An 18,540-nucleotide genomic window follows, 5' to 3' on the forward strand; every position below is an offset into this window, starting at 1 on the left:
TTTTTTCTTTACTTTTTGTTAAAACTTATGTATATTGGAAACGTACAAAAGTGGTCAGACCACTTTTGTATTAAACAGTGGAACTGTTAAAAATCGCACCTATAAGTAAAAAACGTGGGGAGTATGTGGATGACTGCTGCATGCTCTCTATAATTTGCAAGGATTTTCTAAAATTTTACATAGTAAAAAAATTAGCCGTAAAAAGATGGAGGAGAAGTATTGACATTTATGAATGAAAATAAAAAAATGTTTATGCAAATTGTCAAAGAGCTTCGAGTGTTGATTCGTGAACAGCAGATTGAACCGGGCGATAAATTACCTTCAGAGCGCGTGTTATCAGAGCAACTAGGCGTTGGGCGTTCTTCTGTACGAGAAGCGTTACGCAGTTTAGAGTTGCTTGGCTTAATTGAAACACGTCACGGGGGAGGGACTTTTTTAGCGTCGATTCACCATCATCAACTAATCGAAATACTCTCTTCTTTTATTTTACAAGAAACGAAATCAATCGAAGATGTCCATGCAACACGTGAAATGCATGAGCGGGAAGCAATTCGTATTATTTGTAGAAATGAGTCTTTACGAACTTTACCAGTATGGGAAAGCTTGTTTATTAAAATTGAGCTACAGCAGGAGCTGATGCGAGAGGATATTTTACGGGAGTGTATTATCGCTTCTGCGAATCGTCTAGCATTAAAAATATGGCTTCAGCTTTTAGCCTATGGTTCGCAAACTTTCAAGCATCTTGTGACAGAGCGAGAAAAAAAGGCGCTTCAAATGTTTATTAAATCATTGCAAATGGGCTACATAAAAGGGGCCATTGAAGCATACGAAGAATGGATAGAAATTATTCAGGATGAATTATAAGGAGGATGTCTAGTGTCCATACGAGATATATTTTCAGTAAATAGAAAGAAACAAAAAGGCAGCTTTAGTACAACGAAGGAAAAGGATTTCCCGGAAGATTTAATGACAAAATGCCCCGAATGTCGCAAAATCCATGTGACAAAGGCGGTTGAACAAAATTTAAAAGTATGCCCAAATTGTCAACATCATTTAAAGCTTACAGCACAGGAACGTGTGGCAATCTTTTTAGACGAAGGCAGCTTCACATCATTTGACGACCACTTGCAAACAACAAACCCACTAGGCTTCCCAGCATATGTTGAGAAAATTGAAGTGGATAAAAAGAAGACAGGCTTGAATGAGGCTGTTTTAACAGGTGTTGGTACGTTAAAAGGTGAAAAGGTTGTTGTGGCGATTATGGATTCCCATTTCCGCATGGGGTCGATGGGCTCCGTAGTTGGTGAAAAAATTACACGTGCAATTGAAAAGGCGACAGAGTTACAAGTGCCATTTATTATTTTCACTGCTAGTGGTGGTGCACGTATGCAAGAGGGTGTTTTATCTTTAATGCAAATGGCTAAAACTAGTGTTGCATTAAGCCGTCATAGTGAATTGGGTTTATTGTATATTTCAATTTTGACACACCCAACAACAGGTGGTGTATCGGCAAGTTTTGCTTCAGTAGGAGATTTCAATATTGCGGAGCCACAAGCGCTAATTGGCTTTGCAGGTCGACGTGTGATTGAGCAAACAGTACGCGAAAAATTGCCAGATGACTTCCAAACGGCTGAGTTTTTATTAGCACACGGACAATTAGATGCTATTTTCCATCGCCATGAAATGCGTGATAAAGTAGCGACAATTGTCAAGTTACATCGTAAGGGGGAAACGGCACATGTCTAAAATTATGCCATTTGAAGAGCCTGTTATTAAACTACGAGAAAAAATTGATGAATTAAAACATATTGCACAGGATGCAGATGTAGATATGAGCGGTGAAATCGAGAAGCTAGAAGTACGCCTCGAGCAATTAGAAAAATCTATTTATTCGAATATGGCGCCGTGGGATCGTGTACAAGTCGCGCGACATCCTGAGCGTCCTACGACATTAGCTTATATCGATGCTATTTTCGAGGATTTTATTGAGTTGCATGGTGACCGTTTATTTGGAGATGATGAGGCAATCGTTGGCGGAATCGCATCGTTTAATGGGCAGCCAATTACGATTATTGGGCATCAACGCGGAAAGACGACAAAGGAAAATATTCGACGTAACTTTGGTATGCCGCATCCTGAAGGTTACCGAAAAGCGTTGCGCTTAATGAAGCAGGCGGAGAAATTCAAACGCCCTATTATTTGCTTTATTGATACAAAGGGCGCATATCCTGGTAAGGCTGCTGAGGAGCGCGGTCAGAGTGAGGCAATTGCACGTAATTTAATTGAGATGGCAGGCTTAAAAGTACCTGTTATTAGCATTGTGATTGGTGAAGGAGGAAGTGGTGGAGCGTTAGCGCTAGGTGTGGCAAATCGTATTTTAATGCTTGAAAATTCCACATACTCCGTTATTTCGCCAGAGGGAGCGGCGTCTATTTTATGGAAGGATGCGAGCTTAGCAAAACAGGCAGCAGAAGCAATGAAAATTACAGCACCAGACTTAATGGACATGAAGATTATCGATGCTATTATTCCTGAGGTAGCAGGTGGCGCACATCGAGATATTGTGAAGCAAGCAAGCGCAATGAGGGAGCATTTAACAACTACTCTTGAAGAATTAACAGTATTAAATGCAGAGGAACTTGTGCAGGACCGCTATGAAAAATTCAAAGCGATTGGTCAATTTATTGAAAATTAATGAATAATCTGAATTTATAGCATACAACATTGTAAAAGCGTGTTAGGATAGACATATACTTATTTTGATTCAGCGGGATGAAGTATACGCACTGAAACAAAATAAAACCTCTGGTGAATCGTGCAGATTTTGACATGTAGTTATACGAAGTATGTCAATTAACAATTGGCATGTCTAGTAGCGATTGAAGTTTAAATCGTTTGAAAAAATCTAAACGAGAGCAGACCGAGGTGCAATCGATTTTATGGAACAGGGGATAGCAATATGTCGTCAACGAACACAATTACAACACAACTAACTTTAACACCGAAACAAAAGCCTACTGCTGAACAACGAGGCTTCGGTAAATATTTTACTGACCACATGTTTATGATGGATTATACGCTTGGGCAAGGATGGCATAATGCACGTATCATTCCGTATCAGCCAATTTCACTTGACCCGTCTGCAATGATTTTCCATTATGGACAATCTGTATTTGAGGGCATGAAGGCTTATAAAACGGCTGATGGTGACATTCAATTATTCAGACCAGAGCGCAATTTTAAGCGTTTAAATGCTTCGAATGAACGCTTATGTATTCCGGCGATTGATGAACAATTTGCCCTTGAAGCGTTAAAGCAACTGCTTGCGATTGACAGAGAGTGGGTGCCGAGTGAGCCGGGGGCATCGCTTTATATTCGACCGTATATTTTTGCATCGGAGCCGTTTTTAGGCGTTGCACCAGCTAAAAATTATCATTTCATTATTATTATGTCTCCAGTTGGGGCCTACTATAGTGAAGGTATTAATCCAGTGAAAATTGTAGTTGAGAAGCAATATGTTCGCGCTGTAGTAGGTGGCACAGGTGAAGCGAAAACAGGTGGTAACTACGCAAGTGGCTTAAAGGCGCAGGAGCTTGCAAGCGAGGAAGGATACTCGCAAATTTTATGGTTAGATGGTAAGGAAAACCGCTATATTGAAGAAGTAGGAAGTATGAATATTTTCTTCAAAATTAATGGAAAAGTGATTACGCCAGCTTTGAATGGCAGCATTTTACCAGGGATTACGCGGGACTCCATGCTACATTTATTAAAATCAAATAATTTTGATGTTGAAGAGCGTCGTATTACAATTGATGAGATTGTGCAGGCATTTGAAGAAGGTACTTTAGAAGAGGCTTTCGGCACAGGAACGGCTGCGGTTATTTCGCCTATCGGGCAATTAAAATGGCAAGATATGAAGCTCACTGTCAATGATGGGCAAATCGGTGAAGTAACAAAAATGCTTTATGATACGTTAACAGGTATTCAAAACGGCACAGTAGAAGATAAATTCGACTGGATTGTAAAGCTATAATGACAAATGATGTTTAAAGCGCAGGCTGTTCAGAAATAATATATTCTGAACAGCTATTATTATTATTTTTTTGTAAAATAGTATATATAAAGGCGTTGAAAGCTTACATAAGAACTATATTCATGATAATGTGGTAGTAGGTGAGTAGAGGAGGGATTTTTGTGAAAAAAATAGCTGTTTTAACAAGTGGAGGAGATGCGCCAGGGATGAATGCTGCTATTCGTGCCGTTGTCCGAAAGGCGCATTATCATAAAATAGATGTAGTAGGTGTTTACTACGGCTATGAAGGGCTTTATAATGGTAATTTCGAGCCGCTTGATTTAGGCTCGGTAGGTGGCATCATTCAACGTGGTGGCACAATGCTTTACTCGGCTCGTTTTCCTGAATTTAAAGAGGATGACATGCAAAATAAAGCAATTGAGCATTTACGTGCTGAAGGGATTGAAGGTTTAGTTGTAATCGGTGGTGACGGTTCATATCGTGGTGCAATGAGCTTAACTGATAAAGGTTTTCCGTGCGTAGGCATTCCTGGAACGATTGATAATGATATACCTGGTACAGAGTACACAATTGGCTTTGACACAGCACTTAATACAGCGGTTGAAGCAATTGATAAAATTCGTGACACAGCGACAAGTCATGAAAATACATTTATTGTGGAAGTAATGGGACGTAATGCGGGTGATATAGCCCTTTGGACAGGCTTGGCAGCTGGGGCAGAATCCGTGCTTATTCCTGAGGAAGAGTTTAATCTTGAAGATATTATTGCGCGTTTAGAGCGAAGTGCTGCTCGTGGTAAACGCCATAGTATTATAATTGTTGCAGAAGGTGTAATGCCTGGACATAAGCTAGGTAAAATTTTAGAGCAGCGAACAGGTGTACAAATTCGCGTGTCGGTGCTAGGTCATATGCAAAGAGGTGGTGCACCATCTGCTCGTGACCGTGTATTAGCTGGAAGGCTTGGAGCGAGAGCGGTAGAGCTTCTTCTAGAGGAAAAAGGAGGACGCGCTGTAGGCATCCGAAACCACGCTATCGTGGATTATGATTTAAAAGAGGCATATGAAAATAAACATATGGCGGATGTAAGCCTGTACACATTATCAAAGGAATTATCGATTTAATTTCTTTGCAAGTCCCCCACCTCTACAGATGGTGAGATGAATGTAAGTATTTTGCTGATTTCGGCGGGTGTCCTAATACTTGCTGATAAGAAGGAACTCAGTCTAAGTACGCCACTACATGCGCGCAACGACTGGGTGACCATCATCATGTTGGTCAAAGCTTCGGCGGATGTCATAGATTTAGAAGAGGAGTTTTCAGGCAAGCTTGAAAAAATCTAGACGCACTTACGCCGAGGTGTAAGTGATTATTAAATAAATGGAGAGAGTGAACTTATGAGAAAAACAAAAATAGTATGTACGATTGGACCGGCAAGTGAATCTCCAGAAATGTTAGAAAAGTTAATTGAAGCAGGTATGAACGTTGCGCGCTTGAACTTTTCACATGGCACGCATGAAGAACATGCTGTGCGTATTGCGGCAATTCGTGATGCGGCTGAAAATGTAGGGAAGCCTATCGGAATTTTATTAGATACAAAAGGACCAGAAATTCGTACACATACGATGGAAAATGGTGAGCTACATTTAGTGACAGGTCAAGTAATCGATATTTCAATGACAGAGGTTGTTGGAACAGCAACTAGCTTTTCTGTTACATATGCAGAATTAATCGATGATGTAAACCAAAATGATATTATTTTATTAGATGATGGTTTGATTGAGCTACGTGTATTAGCTAAAGATACTGAAAAAGGTTTAATCCATACGATTGTGGAAAACGCAGGGGTATTAAAAAATAAAAAAGGTGTTAACGTTCCGGGCGTATCGATTAAGCTACCAGGTATTACAGAAAAGGATGCACAAGATATTTTATTCGGTATTGAGCAAGGCATCGATTTTATTGCAGCATCCTTTGTACGTACAGCAAGTGATGTGTTGGAAATTCGCGAGCTACTAGAGCAAAATAACGGCGGGCATATTCAAATTATCCCTAAAATTGAAAACCAAGAGGGCGTGGATAATATCGATGAAATTATCCAAGTGTCGGACGGTTTAATGGTTGCACGTGGGGATTTAGGTGTTGAAATCCCTGCTGAGGAAGTGCCGTTAGTACAAAAATCGCTCATTTTAAAATGTAATCAAGCAGCAAAGCCTGTTATTACGGCAACACAAATGTTAGATTCTATGCAGCGTAATCCACGTCCAACGCGTGCTGAGGCAAGTGATGTGGCTAATGCCATCATCGATGGTACAGACGCTATCATGCTTTCTGGTGAAACAGCAGCGGGGCTTTACCCATTGGAATCTGTACAAACGATGAATAAAATTGCAGAGCGAACAGAGCAATCATTAGATTATCGCTCAATTGTTGCGATGCGCAGTCGTGAAAAAGAAGCAAATATGACAGAGGCAATTTCGCAAGCGGTAGCTTATACGTCAATTAATTTAGGCGTAAAGGCAGTGTTAGCACCAACAGAAAGTGGAAATACTGCAAAAATGATTGCTAAATACCGCCCAGGTGTACCAATTGTAGCGGTGACTGGCTCTAAAAATTCTGCACAGCTTTTAACATTGGTATGGGGTGTAAACCCAATTTTATGTCAACGTGTAAAAACAACAGACGAAATTTTAGAGCTATCTGTTGATGAATCATTAAAGCATGGCTTTGTTGACCACGGTGATGTTGTTGTTATTACAGCAGGTGTACCTGTTGGAGAAGCTGGTACAACTAATTTAATGAAAGTGCATGTTATCGGTGACTTACTTGCACGTGGTCAAGGTGTTGGTAAAGCATCTGTAGTAGGAAGAGCAGTAGTTGCGAGTAATGCAGCAGAGGCATTAGCATATGATACCGAGGGAGCCATTTTAGTAACAATTGGCACAGACCGCGAAATGATGCCTGCTATAGAAAAATGCGCGGGTATTATTACTGAGGAGGGCGGCTTAACAAGCCATGCGGCAGTTGTAGGTCTAAGCCTTGGAATTCCTGTTATTGTAGGCGTAAAAGATGCACTTGAATTGATTCGCCAAGGGCAAGAAATTACGATGGACGCTGAAACGGGTGTTATTTATAAAGGACACGCAAGCGTTTTATAAAAAAAGGGCTGTTTAGGAAGTCGGATTGTCATCTGACTTTCTAGCAGCCCTTGTCTTTTTTACGCAAGCACTGATGAAACTTTTTTATTAATAGTTCGTATTAAATATATAAGTAGGAGGTGCTCGTATGCAAAAATTATTGCTTATGCTGATTGCGCTAAGCTTTGCAGAAATTGCGACATTTATTATTGTTGGTAAGCTACTTGGCGTCTTTGTAACATTGCTATTAGTTGTCGCAACAAGTGCAATTGGTGCTTTCATTTTGAAAAATAAAGGACTTGCTTCCTTCCAGTCAATTCAACAGAGCATGGCGCAGGGAAAGCCACCTGGCGTAGCGATGGTAGAGGCATTTGCACTATTTATTAGCGGAGTATTATTATTATTGCCGGGCTTTTTAACAGATATTATCGGATTAGTATTGCTGATGCCATTTTCGAGAAATTTAATGAAGCCGCTTATTTTTAATTGGGTACGAAAAAAAATGAAGAGCACTCAAATTATTATCGAGCAAAAATAGATTTTTCGCGCATTTTTACTGCAATTAGCAAGAAAAACGGACTGAGCAGAATACCATATACACCGAATAATAATATAGAGGCAGCACTGATTACGAAGGAATGCACCATGCGCAATTGAAATGTTGATGCCCAAACGATGGATTCTACAAGCTGCCTCGATAATTGAATGAAAAGGTAGAGTGCGATGAGTGCAATAGACAGCCACTTTTGTCCAATAATAAAAAAGTAAATGATTAATGGAATAAGAAAAATGCCGATGCCGAAAAATGGTAATGCGTCAGCAAAGGATATTAATAATGCTTTACTAATCGGATTTTCAAAGCGTAACAAGTAAAATCCAACACTTAATAAAACGAAAGTCATTATAAAAAGTTGGAGTGATACGAATAAAAAATAAGAAAAAATATGAAGAGCGCGTTTGAAGTAATGCTGCCACTCAGTGCGATATTTTTTCGGTACATAAATAAAAAACCATAAGCGATTTTTCCTTGACTCGAACAAGGAAAAATAAAAGACAATAAGAAATATGAAAAATTCAAATAAATAGCCAAAAGTATGCTGAGCAATGCTAACGAGCGTCATCATTATTGAATCAATAAAAGAAAATGATTTTTCAAGCAATAGTGGGAAAAATAATAAATCAGCATATTGTTCTGAAAAAGCATCTAAATGCATTTTAAAATAAGGAATGAGTGTTAATAAGCTTTGGAATAGAATAGCAGATACTTGATAAACAATGACTAAACATAAGACTGTCGTTAAAGTGATACTGATGATAATCGGAAGGTGAAATTTCTTATAAAAAAGTTGGACAACTGGATACAGCAAGTAAGCGCAGAGCAGGGCAAGAGAAATTGGTAATAGAAGAAATGACAGTAATAAATAACTAGCAATAATGAGATATTTTATTATGCTTTCAACTGTTAAAAACTTCAAATGAGCATTGTGCACTATTCCACCTCTTAATATAATTTTATCAAAAATTATTTTAACAAGACCGTTGATTGAACAAATATTAGGCATATTTGTGTATTTTTGATTATCAACATCCGTGTCATCTTAATTAAATAGAAAATTCCGACTTCCACTATATCACTAGTATATTTAAAATAATTAGCCTAGAATTTATTGAAATATAATTGGTGTAATTTTTTTCTCCTTTAATGATTATTTTTCATTCCTAATACCTTTTTTTCTTAAAATAGTTACTTTCCATTCACAAAGCCGTCAAAATTGATTATAATGAATCATGTAAGCGATTTACTTATAGGTTCATTAATGAAAGTTAGTGTATAGAAGCACTAACACAGTCAACAAAAAATGAGGGAGCGATTATTTATGACAGCAACACGTGGTTTAGAAGGTATCGTAGCAGCAGAGTCTAAAATTAGTTCAATTATTGATGATACACTTACATATGTAGGGTACAATATTGATGATTTAGCAGACAATGCTAGCTTTGAAGAAGTAGTTTATTTATTATGGCATACTCGTTTACCAAAAGCGGACGAGCTTGCTGAATTAAAACAACAATTAGCAGATAATATGGCTGTACCACAAGCTATTCTTGATCAGTTTAAAACATACCCATTAAACACAGTTCATCCAATGGCGGCATTGCGCACGGCTGTATCACTATTAGGTGTGTTTGATGAGGAAGCAGATGTAATGGATCCGGAAGCAAACTACCGCAAAGCAATCCGTTTACAGGCGAAAATTGCAACTGTAGTAACAGCATTCTCTCGTATTCGTAAAGGCTTAGAGCCAGTTGCTCCAAAAGCTGGTCTTAGCTATGCAGCTAACTTCTTATACATGTTAAAAGGTGAAGAGCCAGCAGAAATCGAAGTAGAGGCATTCGACAAAGCGTTAGTATTACATGCTGACCACGAATTAAACGCATCTACATTCACAGCGCGTGTATGTGTAGCAACACTTTCTGATGTATACTCAGGTGTAACTGCTGCAATTGGCGCATTAAAAGGTCCTTTACATGGTGGAGCAAACGAGCAAGTAATGAAAATGTTATCTGAAATCGGTTCAATTGATAATGTTGAGCCATGGGTACAAAATAAATTAGATAATAAAGAAAAAATCATGGGCTTTGGTCACCGCGTATACCGCAAAGGGGACCCACGTGCACCACATTTACGTGTAATGTCTGAAAAGTTAACAAAATTAACTGGTAAACCAGAATTATATGATATGTCTGTTAAAATTCACGATATGATTGTAGAGCAAAAGAAATTACCAGCAAACGTTGACTTCTTCTCTGCATCTGTATACGATTCATTAGGTATTGAGCATGACTTATTCACACCAATCTTTGCAGTATCACGTACTTCTGGTTGGGTTGCACATATTTTAGAGCAATATGCAAACAACCGTTTAATTCGTCCACGCGCAGAATATGTAGGACCAGGCATGCAGAAATACGTTCCAATTGAAGAGCGTTAATTTCTTTCAATAGATGTCATAGATTTTTAAGGGAAAGTTTTGAGCAAGCTCAAGAAAATCTGGACGCAATTACGTCAAAGTGTAATTGGTTATTTCATAAGTATGTTAAAAATGTGTGTTTAGTACTCGGACAAGTTGCTAGTTATAGCAGTTTTACGACTGCCAATGCACGCTTTGAAAAAATATGCTAAACTTATCTAGGACTGGGGCAAATGCACAGTCCTAGATTTTCGAATATAGGAGGCAAATATTCATGACTAACGGTAAAATTGTAGTAGAAAATGGTGTGTTAAACGTACCAAACAACCCAGTAATTCCTTTCATCGAGGGTGACGGTATCGGTCCAGATATTTGGGCAGCGGCTTCTCGTGTAATCGATGCAGCTGTAGAAAAAGCATACAATGGCGAAAAGAAAATTGAATGGTTAGAAGTTCTTGCGGGTGAAAAAGCATTCAATCAAACAGGTGAATGGTTACCGAAAGAAACTTTAGATAAAATTAACGAATACTTAATCGCAATTAAAGGACCTTTAACAACACCGATTGGTGGCGGTATTCGCTCTTTAAACGTAGCATTACGTCAAGAATTAGATTTATACGTTTGTCTACGTCCAGTACGTCACTTTGATGGTGTGCCTTCTCCAGTTAAGCGTCCAGAAGACGTAGATATGGTTATTTTCCGTGAGAATACGGAAGATATTTACGCTGGTATTGAATACCAAGCTGGTTCAGACGAGCAAAAGAAATTATTAAACTTCCTACAAACTGAATTAGGTGTGAACAAAATTCGCTTCCCAGAAACTTCTGGTTTAGGTATTAAGCCTGTTTCTCAAGAAGGTACAGCGCGTTTAGTTCGTGCTGCAATTGAGTATGCAATTAAACATAACAAACCAACTGTTACATTAGTACACAAAGGTAACATCATGAAATTCACTGAAGGTGGTTTCAAAAACTGGGGTTATGAATTAGCAGAAACAGAATTTGCTGATAAAGTATTCACATGGAACCAATACGATGCAATCAAAGCTGAGCAAGGCGAAGCCGCTGCGAATGAAGCACAAGCAAAAGCTGTTGCTGAAGGCAAAATCATCGTAAAAGATTCTATTGCTGATATCTTCTTACAACAAATTTTAACTCGTCCAACTGAGTTTGACGTAGTAGCTACTATGAACTTAAACGGTGACTACATTTCTGATGCATTAGCTGCACAAGTTGGTGGTATTGGAATTGCTCCAGGTGCAAACATTAACTACGTAACTGGTCATGCAATCTTCGAGGCTACTCACGGTACAGCACCAAAATATGCTGGTCAAGATAAAGTAAACCCTTCTTCAGTATTACTTTCTGGCGTATTAATGCTTGAGCACTTAGGTTGGCAAGAGGCTGCAGATTTAGTAACGAAATCTGTAGAAAAAACAATTTCATCTAAAGTTGTAACTTACGATTTTGCACGTTTAATGGATGGTGCAACAGAAGTAAAATGTTCTGAGTTCGCTAACGAATTAATCAAAAATCTTTAAGAGTTTTGCGTTCCAAACACCGTGCGGTAGCCGGTGTTTGGAACGCTTTTGTTGTTGTTTTTATAAAATGTTTGCTGGTGTGAATAGAGGTGCTTTTCTTTGAAAGGGTGGTAAACATTTGTTTAGCGGTGTTTCTCGTGAGTGAAAGAGAAGCTATGGGGGAGTTTGGAGTTCCGATAGCCTTGCGGTGGCTAGCTTTCGGGTGATTTTTTGATTTTTATGAGCGAATTACAATGGTTAATGAGCGAAATGAGGTGTTTAGCGAGCGAATCGTGACCTTTGTAGGGGGAGTGTAATAAGAATTTGCCCGAGATTTCCGCTTTTTGGGTGGCGAAAAGTCGATTTTGTATTGGCGTAGCGTTGAAATAAAGTTTTTTATCGCTCGACTTTTACTGAGGGTAAACACTGCTAAAGGCAATGCTCATCTCATATTTAAAAGATGCATTCTCTGTTTATAGGAATCAACATTTTGTCAAACATCATCGCTACTGTTCAAAATGCCGGCTACGCACGGCTTTTTGGACAGCCCTGTTTTGCGAATTTTGCCACTTGTTTAACTTATATAAACACCAATTTTTTGTTAATATGAAAGAGGGAAAACATTTCATTAATAGGAGTGGATTAGTGATGACATTAAAACGTAAAAAAATAACTGTAATCGGCGGAGGTTTCACTGGAGCAACAGCGGCTTTTCTAGCAGCACAAAAAGAGCTTGGAGATGTGGTGTTGCTTGATATTCCACAAGCTGAAAATCCAACAAAGGGCAAAGCGTTAGATATGTGGGAGGCAGCACCAATTCAAGGCTATGATTCCTATGTAGAAGGAACGGCTGATTATGCAGATACGGCAGACTCAGACATTGTCATTGTGACAGCGGGGGTAGCGCGCAAACCGGGTATGAGCCGTGATGATTTAGTACAAACAAACGAAAAGGTAATGGTTTCCGTATCGGAGCAAATTGCCAAGTATTCACCGAATGCAACAGTGCTTGTACTGACAAACCCTGTTGATGCAATGACATATACGGTCTACAAAACAACAGGCTTCCCAAAAAATCGTGTTATTGGACAATCAGGTGTACTGGACACAGCCCGTTTCAGAGCATTTATTGCAGAGGAATTGAATATGTCTGTAAAAGACGTAACAGCGTTAGTTTTAGGAGGGCACGGTGATACAATGGTGCCGTTAACACGCTATTCATTTGTCGGTGGTGTGCCAATTGAGTCATTAATTGCACCAGAACGTCTAGAGGAAATTGTGAACCGTACACGTAACGGTGGAGCGGAAATCGTCAACTTGCTTGGTAACGGTTCTGCCTATTATGCACCAGCGGCAGCGATGGTGGAAATGGCAGAAGCTATTTTAAAAGATCAAAAACGCGTACTACCATCAATCGCTTATTTGGAAGGTGAATATGGTTACGAGAATCTATGTTTAGGTGTACCGACATTATTAGGAGCAAATGGTGTTGAAAAAATCTTTGAGTTAGAGTTAACAGAAGGAGAAAAATCAGCGTTAGATTATTCAGCACAAGCAGTAAAATCGGTGATGGATGTTTTAAATAATTAAGGAAATGGTGGCGTCTGAGAAGCATGCAAAGCACTGCTTTTCAGGCGATTCTTTTATTTTTTATTAAAATAACAAAAAACTTTTTTACTCTTTCGTATAAACATCGCACAACATTGTACTTTCCGCCAAAAGTTGATACTATAAAAGTATCGTATTACATATTTATTGATTATGTAAAATTGAATATGTTTGCGTGTTTTTAAGGATATTTTATATTGCAAAGCTATTTATTACTCGTAATGAAAATCGGGGTTTTTCCAAAAGTTTTATTTTTAATAATGGTTAATCCACACGTTTGATTGCACTAAGAAGGAGTTGCTTCGAATTGCTACAAAAGAATAGAAAGCAAGGTAGATTTATAACGACTTTAACAATTGGTGAAAAGCTGCATATTACTGAGAAAATGGATGATAAAGATTTATTAATATACTTAGGTTTAACAAATGATAATAATCCATTATTTATTCAGCATGATTATGCCGCCAACACTTCTTTCAAACAACCAATTGTTCCACAAATTATGTTAAATGGTATTATCGCTTCCGCTATTTCTAAGCATATGCCAGGTCCGGGCTCATATATTTTAGAGCAAACGTTAAAGTTTTTAGCACCTGCCTATCATTATGAAACGGTTGACTTTGTTTTGGAAATCGAGCATATTGATGAAGAAAATAATGAGGTGTTAATTGCTGTCAAAGCAACAAATATTGAAAAAGCGCTTTTGCTGGAAGGGAAGCTTAAAGTATCTCCTCCTCGCATATAATAGATTTGAGATGGGGGTTTCAAATCGATGATGGAGGCAAAGGAAATGACAAAAACAATTTTAGTCGTAGAAGATGAATTATCAATTGCGACACTATTACAATATAATTTAGAGCAGGCGGGTTTCAATGTGTTACTTGCACATGACGGAAAAAAAGGTCTTGATTTAGCTGTTGAAAAAACGCCAGATTTACTGTTGCTCGATTTAATGCTACCGACAATGGATGGAATGGAAGTGTGCAAGGAATTGCGCAGTTTAAGAATGAATATTCCAATTATTATGTTAACTGCACGCGATGATGAGTTTGATAAAGTTTTAGGCTTAGAGCTTGGTGCAGATGACTATATGACAAAACCCTTTAGCCCGCGTGAAGTTATTGCACGTGTTAAGGCGGTACTTCGTCGTTTCACCCCTGCAGCGTCAGCTGAGGAAATAAAAACAGGGGAGACAACATATGAATATGGTAGTTTAAAGGTCTTTCCAGAGCGCTTTGAAGCTTTTTTAAATGATGAGGCACTTGAATTTACACCGAAGGAATTCGAGCTACTTGTTTATTTATTAGAAAATAAAAACCGTGTACTAACGCGCGATCAGCTACTTAGCTCTGTATGGAATTATGATTTTGCTGGTGATACGCGTATTGTGGACGTCCATATTAGCCATTTACGCGATAAAATTGAAGAAAATAGTCGTAAGCCAATATTTATTAAAACGATACGTGGATTAGGCTATAAATTTGAGGAGCCGAGAAAATGAATAAATCAATGAGCGGCCGACTCTTTTTCTCATTTATTTTACTTGTAACGGCAATTTTTGCTGTCCTAGAACTTGTTATAGGTCAGCTTTTTCCTTTTTACTTAGAGGACTATGTGCAAGTACAAACCGAGGTAGTGCAGGAAAATGTTGTAGAGTTTATTCAGCAGGAAAATATTGAACTGACCTCTCTACAGCAGGAAAAATTATTGCAGGCATATGATGTGAGTGCGGATGAAGAGTATTTTAGCTATACACGTGTTCGCCTCATGTTAGTACTTGTTATTTTATTTTTAGTAGCGATTGCAGTAATTGGCTTAGTATCCTATCGAATGGTTAGTAATTTTGTAGAACCTATAGAGGCTGTTACACGTACAGCACAGGAGCTGGCAGTCGGTAATTATTATGCCCGTGCTTTTGCGAATGGGCCGAAAACAATTATAGAGCTTCGCAATTCAATCAATGTACTAGCGCGCAATTTGCAGGATATTACAAAAATACGAGAAATAGAAGAAGAACGCTTGAAAACGCTTATTGAAAATATGGGTAGCGCATTGATGATGATTGATCGAGAAGGCTATATATCAATTGTTAATAAGCAATTTCTTCATCGCTTTGGCTTAACGTCCGAGCAGGTGCAAGGTAAAAATTTTTTAACAGTTGGATTGCCTGAAAATTTAGAAGTATTTATCGACCATGTTTTTTTAACGGAGCAGCCATATCAAAAGCAGCTTGAAATGGAGCTGCAGCAAGAAATCACATATAAGCTCGTTTATGGGGCCCCTGTTGTAGGAGAGCATGGACGTTGGCTTGGTGTTGTTTTAGTCATGCATGACGTTACCGAGCTAATTCGTTTAGAGCAAATTCGAAGAGATTTCGTTGCCAATGTTTCACATGAATTGCGGACACCAATTACTTCAATTAAAGGTTTTTCTGAAACATTGTTAGACGGTGCATATAAAGATGAAAATATGCTGTTATCATTTTTAGAAATTATTTATAAAGAAAGCAACCGTTTACAAGAACTTATCAACGATTTATTAGAGCTATCTAAAATTGAGCAGCATGGTTTTTCTGTAGATATTGTGCCTACAAGCTTGCAGGAGGTTATTGCAAGGGTAGTTGATGTCACGAGTCCACGTTTAGAAGAAAAAAATATGCAGTTTGATATGCAAATGGATAGAGACGTACGAATTTTAGGGGATGAAAATCGCCTCATTCAAATTTTTACAAACTTAATTTCGAACGCTGTTACGTACTCTCCAGACAGTACAACAATTACTGTAAAAATGACGCAAAACGAGGAATATGGAATTGTAGAAGTAGAGGACCAGGGAATTGGGATTGAAAAACAAGAAATCGCGCGTGTCTTTGAGCGTTTCTATCGAATCGATCGCGCACGTAGCCGTAATTCTGGCGGCACAGGCTTAGGTCTTGCAATTGTAAAGCATCTAGTAGAGGCGCATCATGGAAAAATTGTTGTGACGAGTGAAGTAGGAAAAGGCACAAAAATTTCAATACACATACCTCTTGCACCATCATCTTAACAAAATCTTTACACAGGCTTTATAAAGAATTAAAAAAATGCTTATATAATAAGTTATAAGAAACCCCTATTTCAAACTAAATAATTAAGGGAGGCGTCTGGAAATTTCCGGACGCTTTTTTCAATTGTAAAAAGAAATCAAAATTATTGTGAAACTTTTTTGCGGGTTACACCGTAAAAAAGTTATAGCAAAATAAAGGGAGGAACAAATATGAGTACAAAGCGTACATTAATAGCCATTGCTTTAGGGTTATTGCTACTATTTGGTGTTGTTGCAGCTTTAACAACATGGTATACAGTGGATGAATCTGAACAAGCAGTTGTTATCACTTTTGGAAAGTCGGGAGAAACAATAACGGAGTCTGGTTTACATTTTAAACTGCCGTGGCCAATACAAAAAGTTGAAGTATTATCGAAGGAAACATTTAGTTTAGAATTCGGCTACAAAGAGCGTTCGCAAGGGGATATTGACGTATACCCTTCAGAAACAAAAATGATTACAGGTGATGAATTTTTCGTGTTAACTGATTTAGTCGTACAATGGAAAATAACAGACCCGAAAAAATATTTATTTAACTCACAAGAACCAAAAGAGCTACTACATAGTGCGACATCAAGCGCAATTCGCTCAATTATTGGAAACTCAAAAATTGATGCTGCTTTAACAGATGGTAAATCAGATATCGAGTCAAGAACAAGAGAGCTACTAACATCATTAATGGAAAAATATGATGTTGGTATTAGCGTATTAGGTGTCAAGCTTCAGGATGTTGAATTGCCAAATGAAGAAGTACGTGCTGCCTTTACAGCCGTAACGGATGCACGTGAGATGAGAAATACAAAAATTAACCAAGCGGATAAATATAAGAATCAACGCTTAAGTGAAGTAGAAGGGGAGATTGCTGCGATTAAATCGAAGGCAGAAGGGCAAAGGGTTGCGCGTATTGAGCAAGCAGTTGGTGATGTTGCCGTATTTAATCAGCTTTATAACGAGTATAAAGGCAATCAAGCAATTACACGTGAGCGTCTTGTATTAGAAACATTAGAAATGGTATTACCACATGCTCAAATTTATATTATGAACGACAATGAAGGCAATACGTTGAAATACTTGCCTATTCAACAAACAACTACAGCAAAGCCGAAAGAGGAAGGGAGCGGTAGTCAATGAGTAACAACAATTTCGACGGGGATTTAGAAAAGTTTTTAAGAAAGTTATTTACAGATAAAAATAAAAAGAAGGCTAAAGTGGTAGAAGTAGTAGATTCTGAAGCACAGACGATTAAAAAGGAAAAGCAACCGAAAAATATGCGCAAATGGGCTACTAGTGCATTGATAGTAACAGCTATTTTTGCCATCGCAATTATCGCTTTTGCCAATCTTTATATCGTCAAAGAAAACGAATATAAAGTAGTACGCCAATTTGGTGAAGTCGTAAAATTTGAGCGCGAACCGGGCTTGCATATGAAAATACCTTTTATTCAAAGTGTGACGACATTACCAAAAAACCTAATGACATATGACATGATGCAGGAAGAAATTAATACAAAAGATAAGAAGCGAATTATTATTGATAATTATGCTGTTTGGCGCGTAGTTGACCCTAAGGAACTTATTTCTAACGCAGGGACATTACCTAATGCTGAGCGTCGTATGAGTGAATTTATTTATTCTGTTCTTCGTACAGAGCTTGGTAAGCTTGATTATGAACAAATTATTAATGATGCTGATTCATCGCGCGGTGATATAAATAATAATGTCACGTTAAAAGTAAATGAGCTATTGGCGAATGACAACTATGGTATTGAAGTTTTAGATGTGCGCATTAGACGTACAGATTTACCACCAGAAAATGAGCAGGCTATTTTTACACGTATGATTTCAGAGCGTGAAAAAACGGCACAAACTTATTTATCACAAGGTGATGCTGAAAAAAGAAGAATAGAAGCTGAAACAGACCAAGATGTGCAAATGAAGTTAGCAAAGGCAAACAGAGAAGCGGCAGTGACAATTGCAGAAGGCGAGGCAGAGGCTGCGAAAATTTATAACAAGGCATTTTCACAAGACCCTGATTTTTATTCTTTATATCGAACATTGGAATCGTATAAAAAAACCATTGGTGATGATACAGTCATTATTTTACCATCAGACTCTCCGTATGCAAGAGTACTTTCTGGTTACTTAGAGTAAAGAATAAAGTTTCGTTCCTCTCAGACTGTTGATAGCAAGT

17 protein-coding genes are annotated in these 18,540 nt (G+C 38.2%); 16 read left to right on the forward strand and 1 reads right to left on the reverse strand.

Annotated features, from left to right (window positions below; all coding sequences use genetic code 11):
* Positions 1–228: 228 nt before the first annotated feature.
* From MHH70_RS00120 to MHH70_RS00155, 8 genes are all read left to right on the forward strand, one after another.
* Positions 229–864 (forward strand): GntR family transcriptional regulator, encoded by a 636-nt coding sequence (locus tag MHH70_RS00120; protein ID WP_066164317.1) that lies wholly within the window; start codon positions 229–231, stop codon positions 862–864.
* A gap of 12 nt (positions 865–876) precedes the next feature.
* Positions 877–1,746: an acetyl-CoA carboxylase, carboxyltransferase subunit beta gene (accD, locus tag MHH70_RS00125; RefSeq protein ID WP_342472196.1), complete on the forward strand. Its 870-nt coding sequence runs from the start codon at positions 877–879 to the stop codon at positions 1,744–1,746.
* The gene (accA, locus tag MHH70_RS00130; protein ID WP_342472197.1) at positions 1,739–2,695 is read left to right on the forward strand and encodes an acetyl-CoA carboxylase carboxyl transferase subunit alpha; all 957 of its coding nucleotides are present in this window, start codon (positions 1,739–1,741) and stop codon (positions 2,693–2,695) included. The genes accD and accA overlap by 8 nt, the downstream gene beginning before the upstream one ends.
* Before the next feature lie 264 nt (positions 2,696–2,959).
* Positions 2,960–4,033, forward strand: coding sequence for a branched-chain amino acid aminotransferase (locus MHH70_RS00135; protein ID WP_342472198.1), 1,074 nt, complete (start codon positions 2,960–2,962; stop codon positions 4,031–4,033).
* A gap of 161 nt (positions 4,034–4,194) precedes the next feature.
* Positions 4,195–5,154 carry a 6-phosphofructokinase gene (pfkA, locus tag MHH70_RS00140; RefSeq protein WP_066162077.1) on the forward strand — a complete coding sequence of 320 codons (960 nt, stop codon included), beginning with the start codon at positions 4,195–4,197 and terminating at the stop codon, positions 5,152–5,154.
* Positions 5,155–5,190: 36 nt separating this feature from the next.
* Positions 5,191–5,373 carry a hypothetical protein gene (locus MHH70_RS00145; RefSeq protein WP_107942965.1) on the forward strand — a complete coding sequence of 61 codons (183 nt, stop codon included), beginning with the start codon at positions 5,191–5,193 and terminating at the stop codon, positions 5,371–5,373.
* Positions 5,374–5,427: 54 nt separating this feature from the next.
* Positions 5,428–7,188 carry a pyruvate kinase gene (pyk, locus tag MHH70_RS00150; RefSeq protein WP_066162082.1) on the forward strand — a complete coding sequence of 587 codons (1,761 nt, stop codon included), beginning with the start codon at positions 5,428–5,430 and terminating at the stop codon, positions 7,186–7,188.
* Positions 7,189–7,315: 127 nt separating this feature from the next.
* Positions 7,316–7,705, forward strand: a complete 390-nt coding sequence (locus MHH70_RS00155) for an FxsA family protein (protein WP_066162085.1) — start codon at positions 7,316–7,318, stop codon at positions 7,703–7,705.
* Here the strand turns inward: MHH70_RS00155 and MHH70_RS00160 are convergent.
* A complete protein-coding gene (locus MHH70_RS00160; protein ID WP_235616032.1) occupies positions 7,689–8,657 on the reverse strand; it encodes an AI-2E family transporter in 969 nt (322 codons plus the stop codon). The genes MHH70_RS00155 and MHH70_RS00160 overlap by 17 nt on opposite strands.
* A gap of 387 nt (positions 8,658–9,044) precedes the next feature.
* Between MHH70_RS00160 and citZ the strand changes: the two genes are divergently transcribed.
* The 8 genes from citZ to MHH70_RS00200 all read left to right on the forward strand — a co-directional run bounded on the left by citZ (position 9,045) and on the right by MHH70_RS00200 (position 18,500).
* Positions 9,045–10,160, forward strand: coding sequence for a citrate synthase (gene citZ, locus MHH70_RS00165; protein WP_066162088.1), 1,116 nt, complete (start codon positions 9,045–9,047; stop codon positions 10,158–10,160).
* A gap of 253 nt (positions 10,161–10,413) precedes the next feature.
* Entirely contained in the window at positions 10,414–11,679 is a 1,266-nt protein-coding gene (icd, locus tag MHH70_RS00170) for an NADP-dependent isocitrate dehydrogenase (RefSeq protein WP_066162091.1), read from the forward strand.
* Positions 11,680–12,306: 627 nt separating this feature from the next.
* Positions 12,307–13,248 carry a malate dehydrogenase gene (mdh, locus tag MHH70_RS00175; protein ID WP_342472199.1) on the forward strand — a complete coding sequence of 314 codons (942 nt, stop codon included), beginning with the start codon at positions 12,307–12,309 and terminating at the stop codon, positions 13,246–13,248.
* 325 nt (positions 13,249–13,573) lie between these two features.
* Positions 13,574–14,011, forward strand: coding sequence for a MaoC/PaaZ C-terminal domain-containing protein (locus tag MHH70_RS00180; protein ID WP_066162096.1), 438 nt, complete (start codon positions 13,574–13,576; stop codon positions 14,009–14,011).
* A gap of 45 nt (positions 14,012–14,056) precedes the next feature.
* Positions 14,057–14,767 carry a response regulator transcription factor gene (locus MHH70_RS00185; RefSeq protein ID WP_066164324.1) on the forward strand — a complete coding sequence of 237 codons (711 nt, stop codon included), beginning with the start codon at positions 14,057–14,059 and terminating at the stop codon, positions 14,765–14,767.
* Entirely contained in the window at positions 14,764–16,311 is a 1,548-nt protein-coding gene (locus MHH70_RS00190; RefSeq protein ID WP_342472200.1) for an ATP-binding protein, read from the forward strand. Before MHH70_RS00185 ends, MHH70_RS00190 begins: the two co-directional genes overlap by 4 nt.
* Before the next feature lie 210 nt (positions 16,312–16,521).
* Positions 16,522–17,481 (forward strand): FtsH protease activity modulator HflK, encoded by a 960-nt coding sequence (gene hflK, locus MHH70_RS00195; RefSeq protein WP_066162101.1) that lies wholly within the window; start codon positions 16,522–16,524, stop codon positions 17,479–17,481.
* Complete coding sequence (locus tag MHH70_RS00200; protein ID WP_066162103.1) at positions 17,478–18,500, forward strand: protease modulator HflC; 1,023 nt, start codon at positions 17,478–17,480, stop codon at positions 18,498–18,500. Before hflK ends, MHH70_RS00200 begins: the two co-directional genes overlap by 4 nt.
* Positions 18,501–18,540 lie beyond the last annotated feature (40 nt).

The sequence above is a fragment of the Metasolibacillus sp. FSL H7-0170 genome, assembly GCF_038593115.1.
GTDB classification, from domain to species: domain Bacteria; phylum Bacillota; class Bacilli; order Bacillales_A; family Planococcaceae; genus Metasolibacillus; species Metasolibacillus fluoroglycofenilyticus.

Coding starts and splice junctions, on each gene's coding strand:
- MHH70_RS00135 (WP_342472198.1), top strand. CDS start 2,960: ATGTCGTCAACGAACACAATTACAACACAACTAACTTTAACACCGAAA.
- MHH70_RS00145 (WP_107942965.1), top strand. CDS start 5,191: ATGAATGTAAGTATTTTGCTGATTTCGGCGGGTGTCCTAATACTTGCT.
- hflK (WP_066162101.1), top strand. CDS start 16,522: ATGAGTACAAAGCGTACATTAATAGCCATTGCTTTAGGGTTATTGCTA.
- MHH70_RS00190 (WP_342472200.1), top strand. CDS start 14,764: ATGAATAAATCAATGAGCGGCCGACTCTTTTTCTCATTTATTTTACTT.
- accA (WP_342472197.1), top strand. CDS start 1,739: ATGTCTAAAATTATGCCATTTGAAGAGCCTGTTATTAAACTACGAGAA.
- MHH70_RS00200 (WP_066162103.1), top strand. CDS start 17,478: ATGAGTAACAACAATTTCGACGGGGATTTAGAAAAGTTTTTAAGAAAG.
- mdh (WP_342472199.1), top strand. CDS start 12,307: ATGACATTAAAACGTAAAAAAATAACTGTAATCGGCGGAGGTTTCACT.
- MHH70_RS00155 (WP_066162085.1), top strand. CDS start 7,316: ATGCAAAAATTATTGCTTATGCTGATTGCGCTAAGCTTTGCAGAAATT.
- MHH70_RS00185 (WP_066164324.1), top strand. CDS start 14,057: ATGACAAAAACAATTTTAGTCGTAGAAGATGAATTATCAATTGCGACA.
- icd (WP_066162091.1), top strand. CDS start 10,414: ATGACTAACGGTAAAATTGTAGTAGAAAATGGTGTGTTAAACGTACCA.
- MHH70_RS00120 (WP_066164317.1), top strand. CDS start 229: ATGAATGAAAATAAAAAAATGTTTATGCAAATTGTCAAAGAGCTTCGA.
- pyk (WP_066162082.1), top strand. CDS start 5,428: ATGAGAAAAACAAAAATAGTATGTACGATTGGACCGGCAAGTGAATCT.
- citZ (WP_066162088.1), top strand. CDS start 9,045: ATGACAGCAACACGTGGTTTAGAAGGTATCGTAGCAGCAGAGTCTAAA.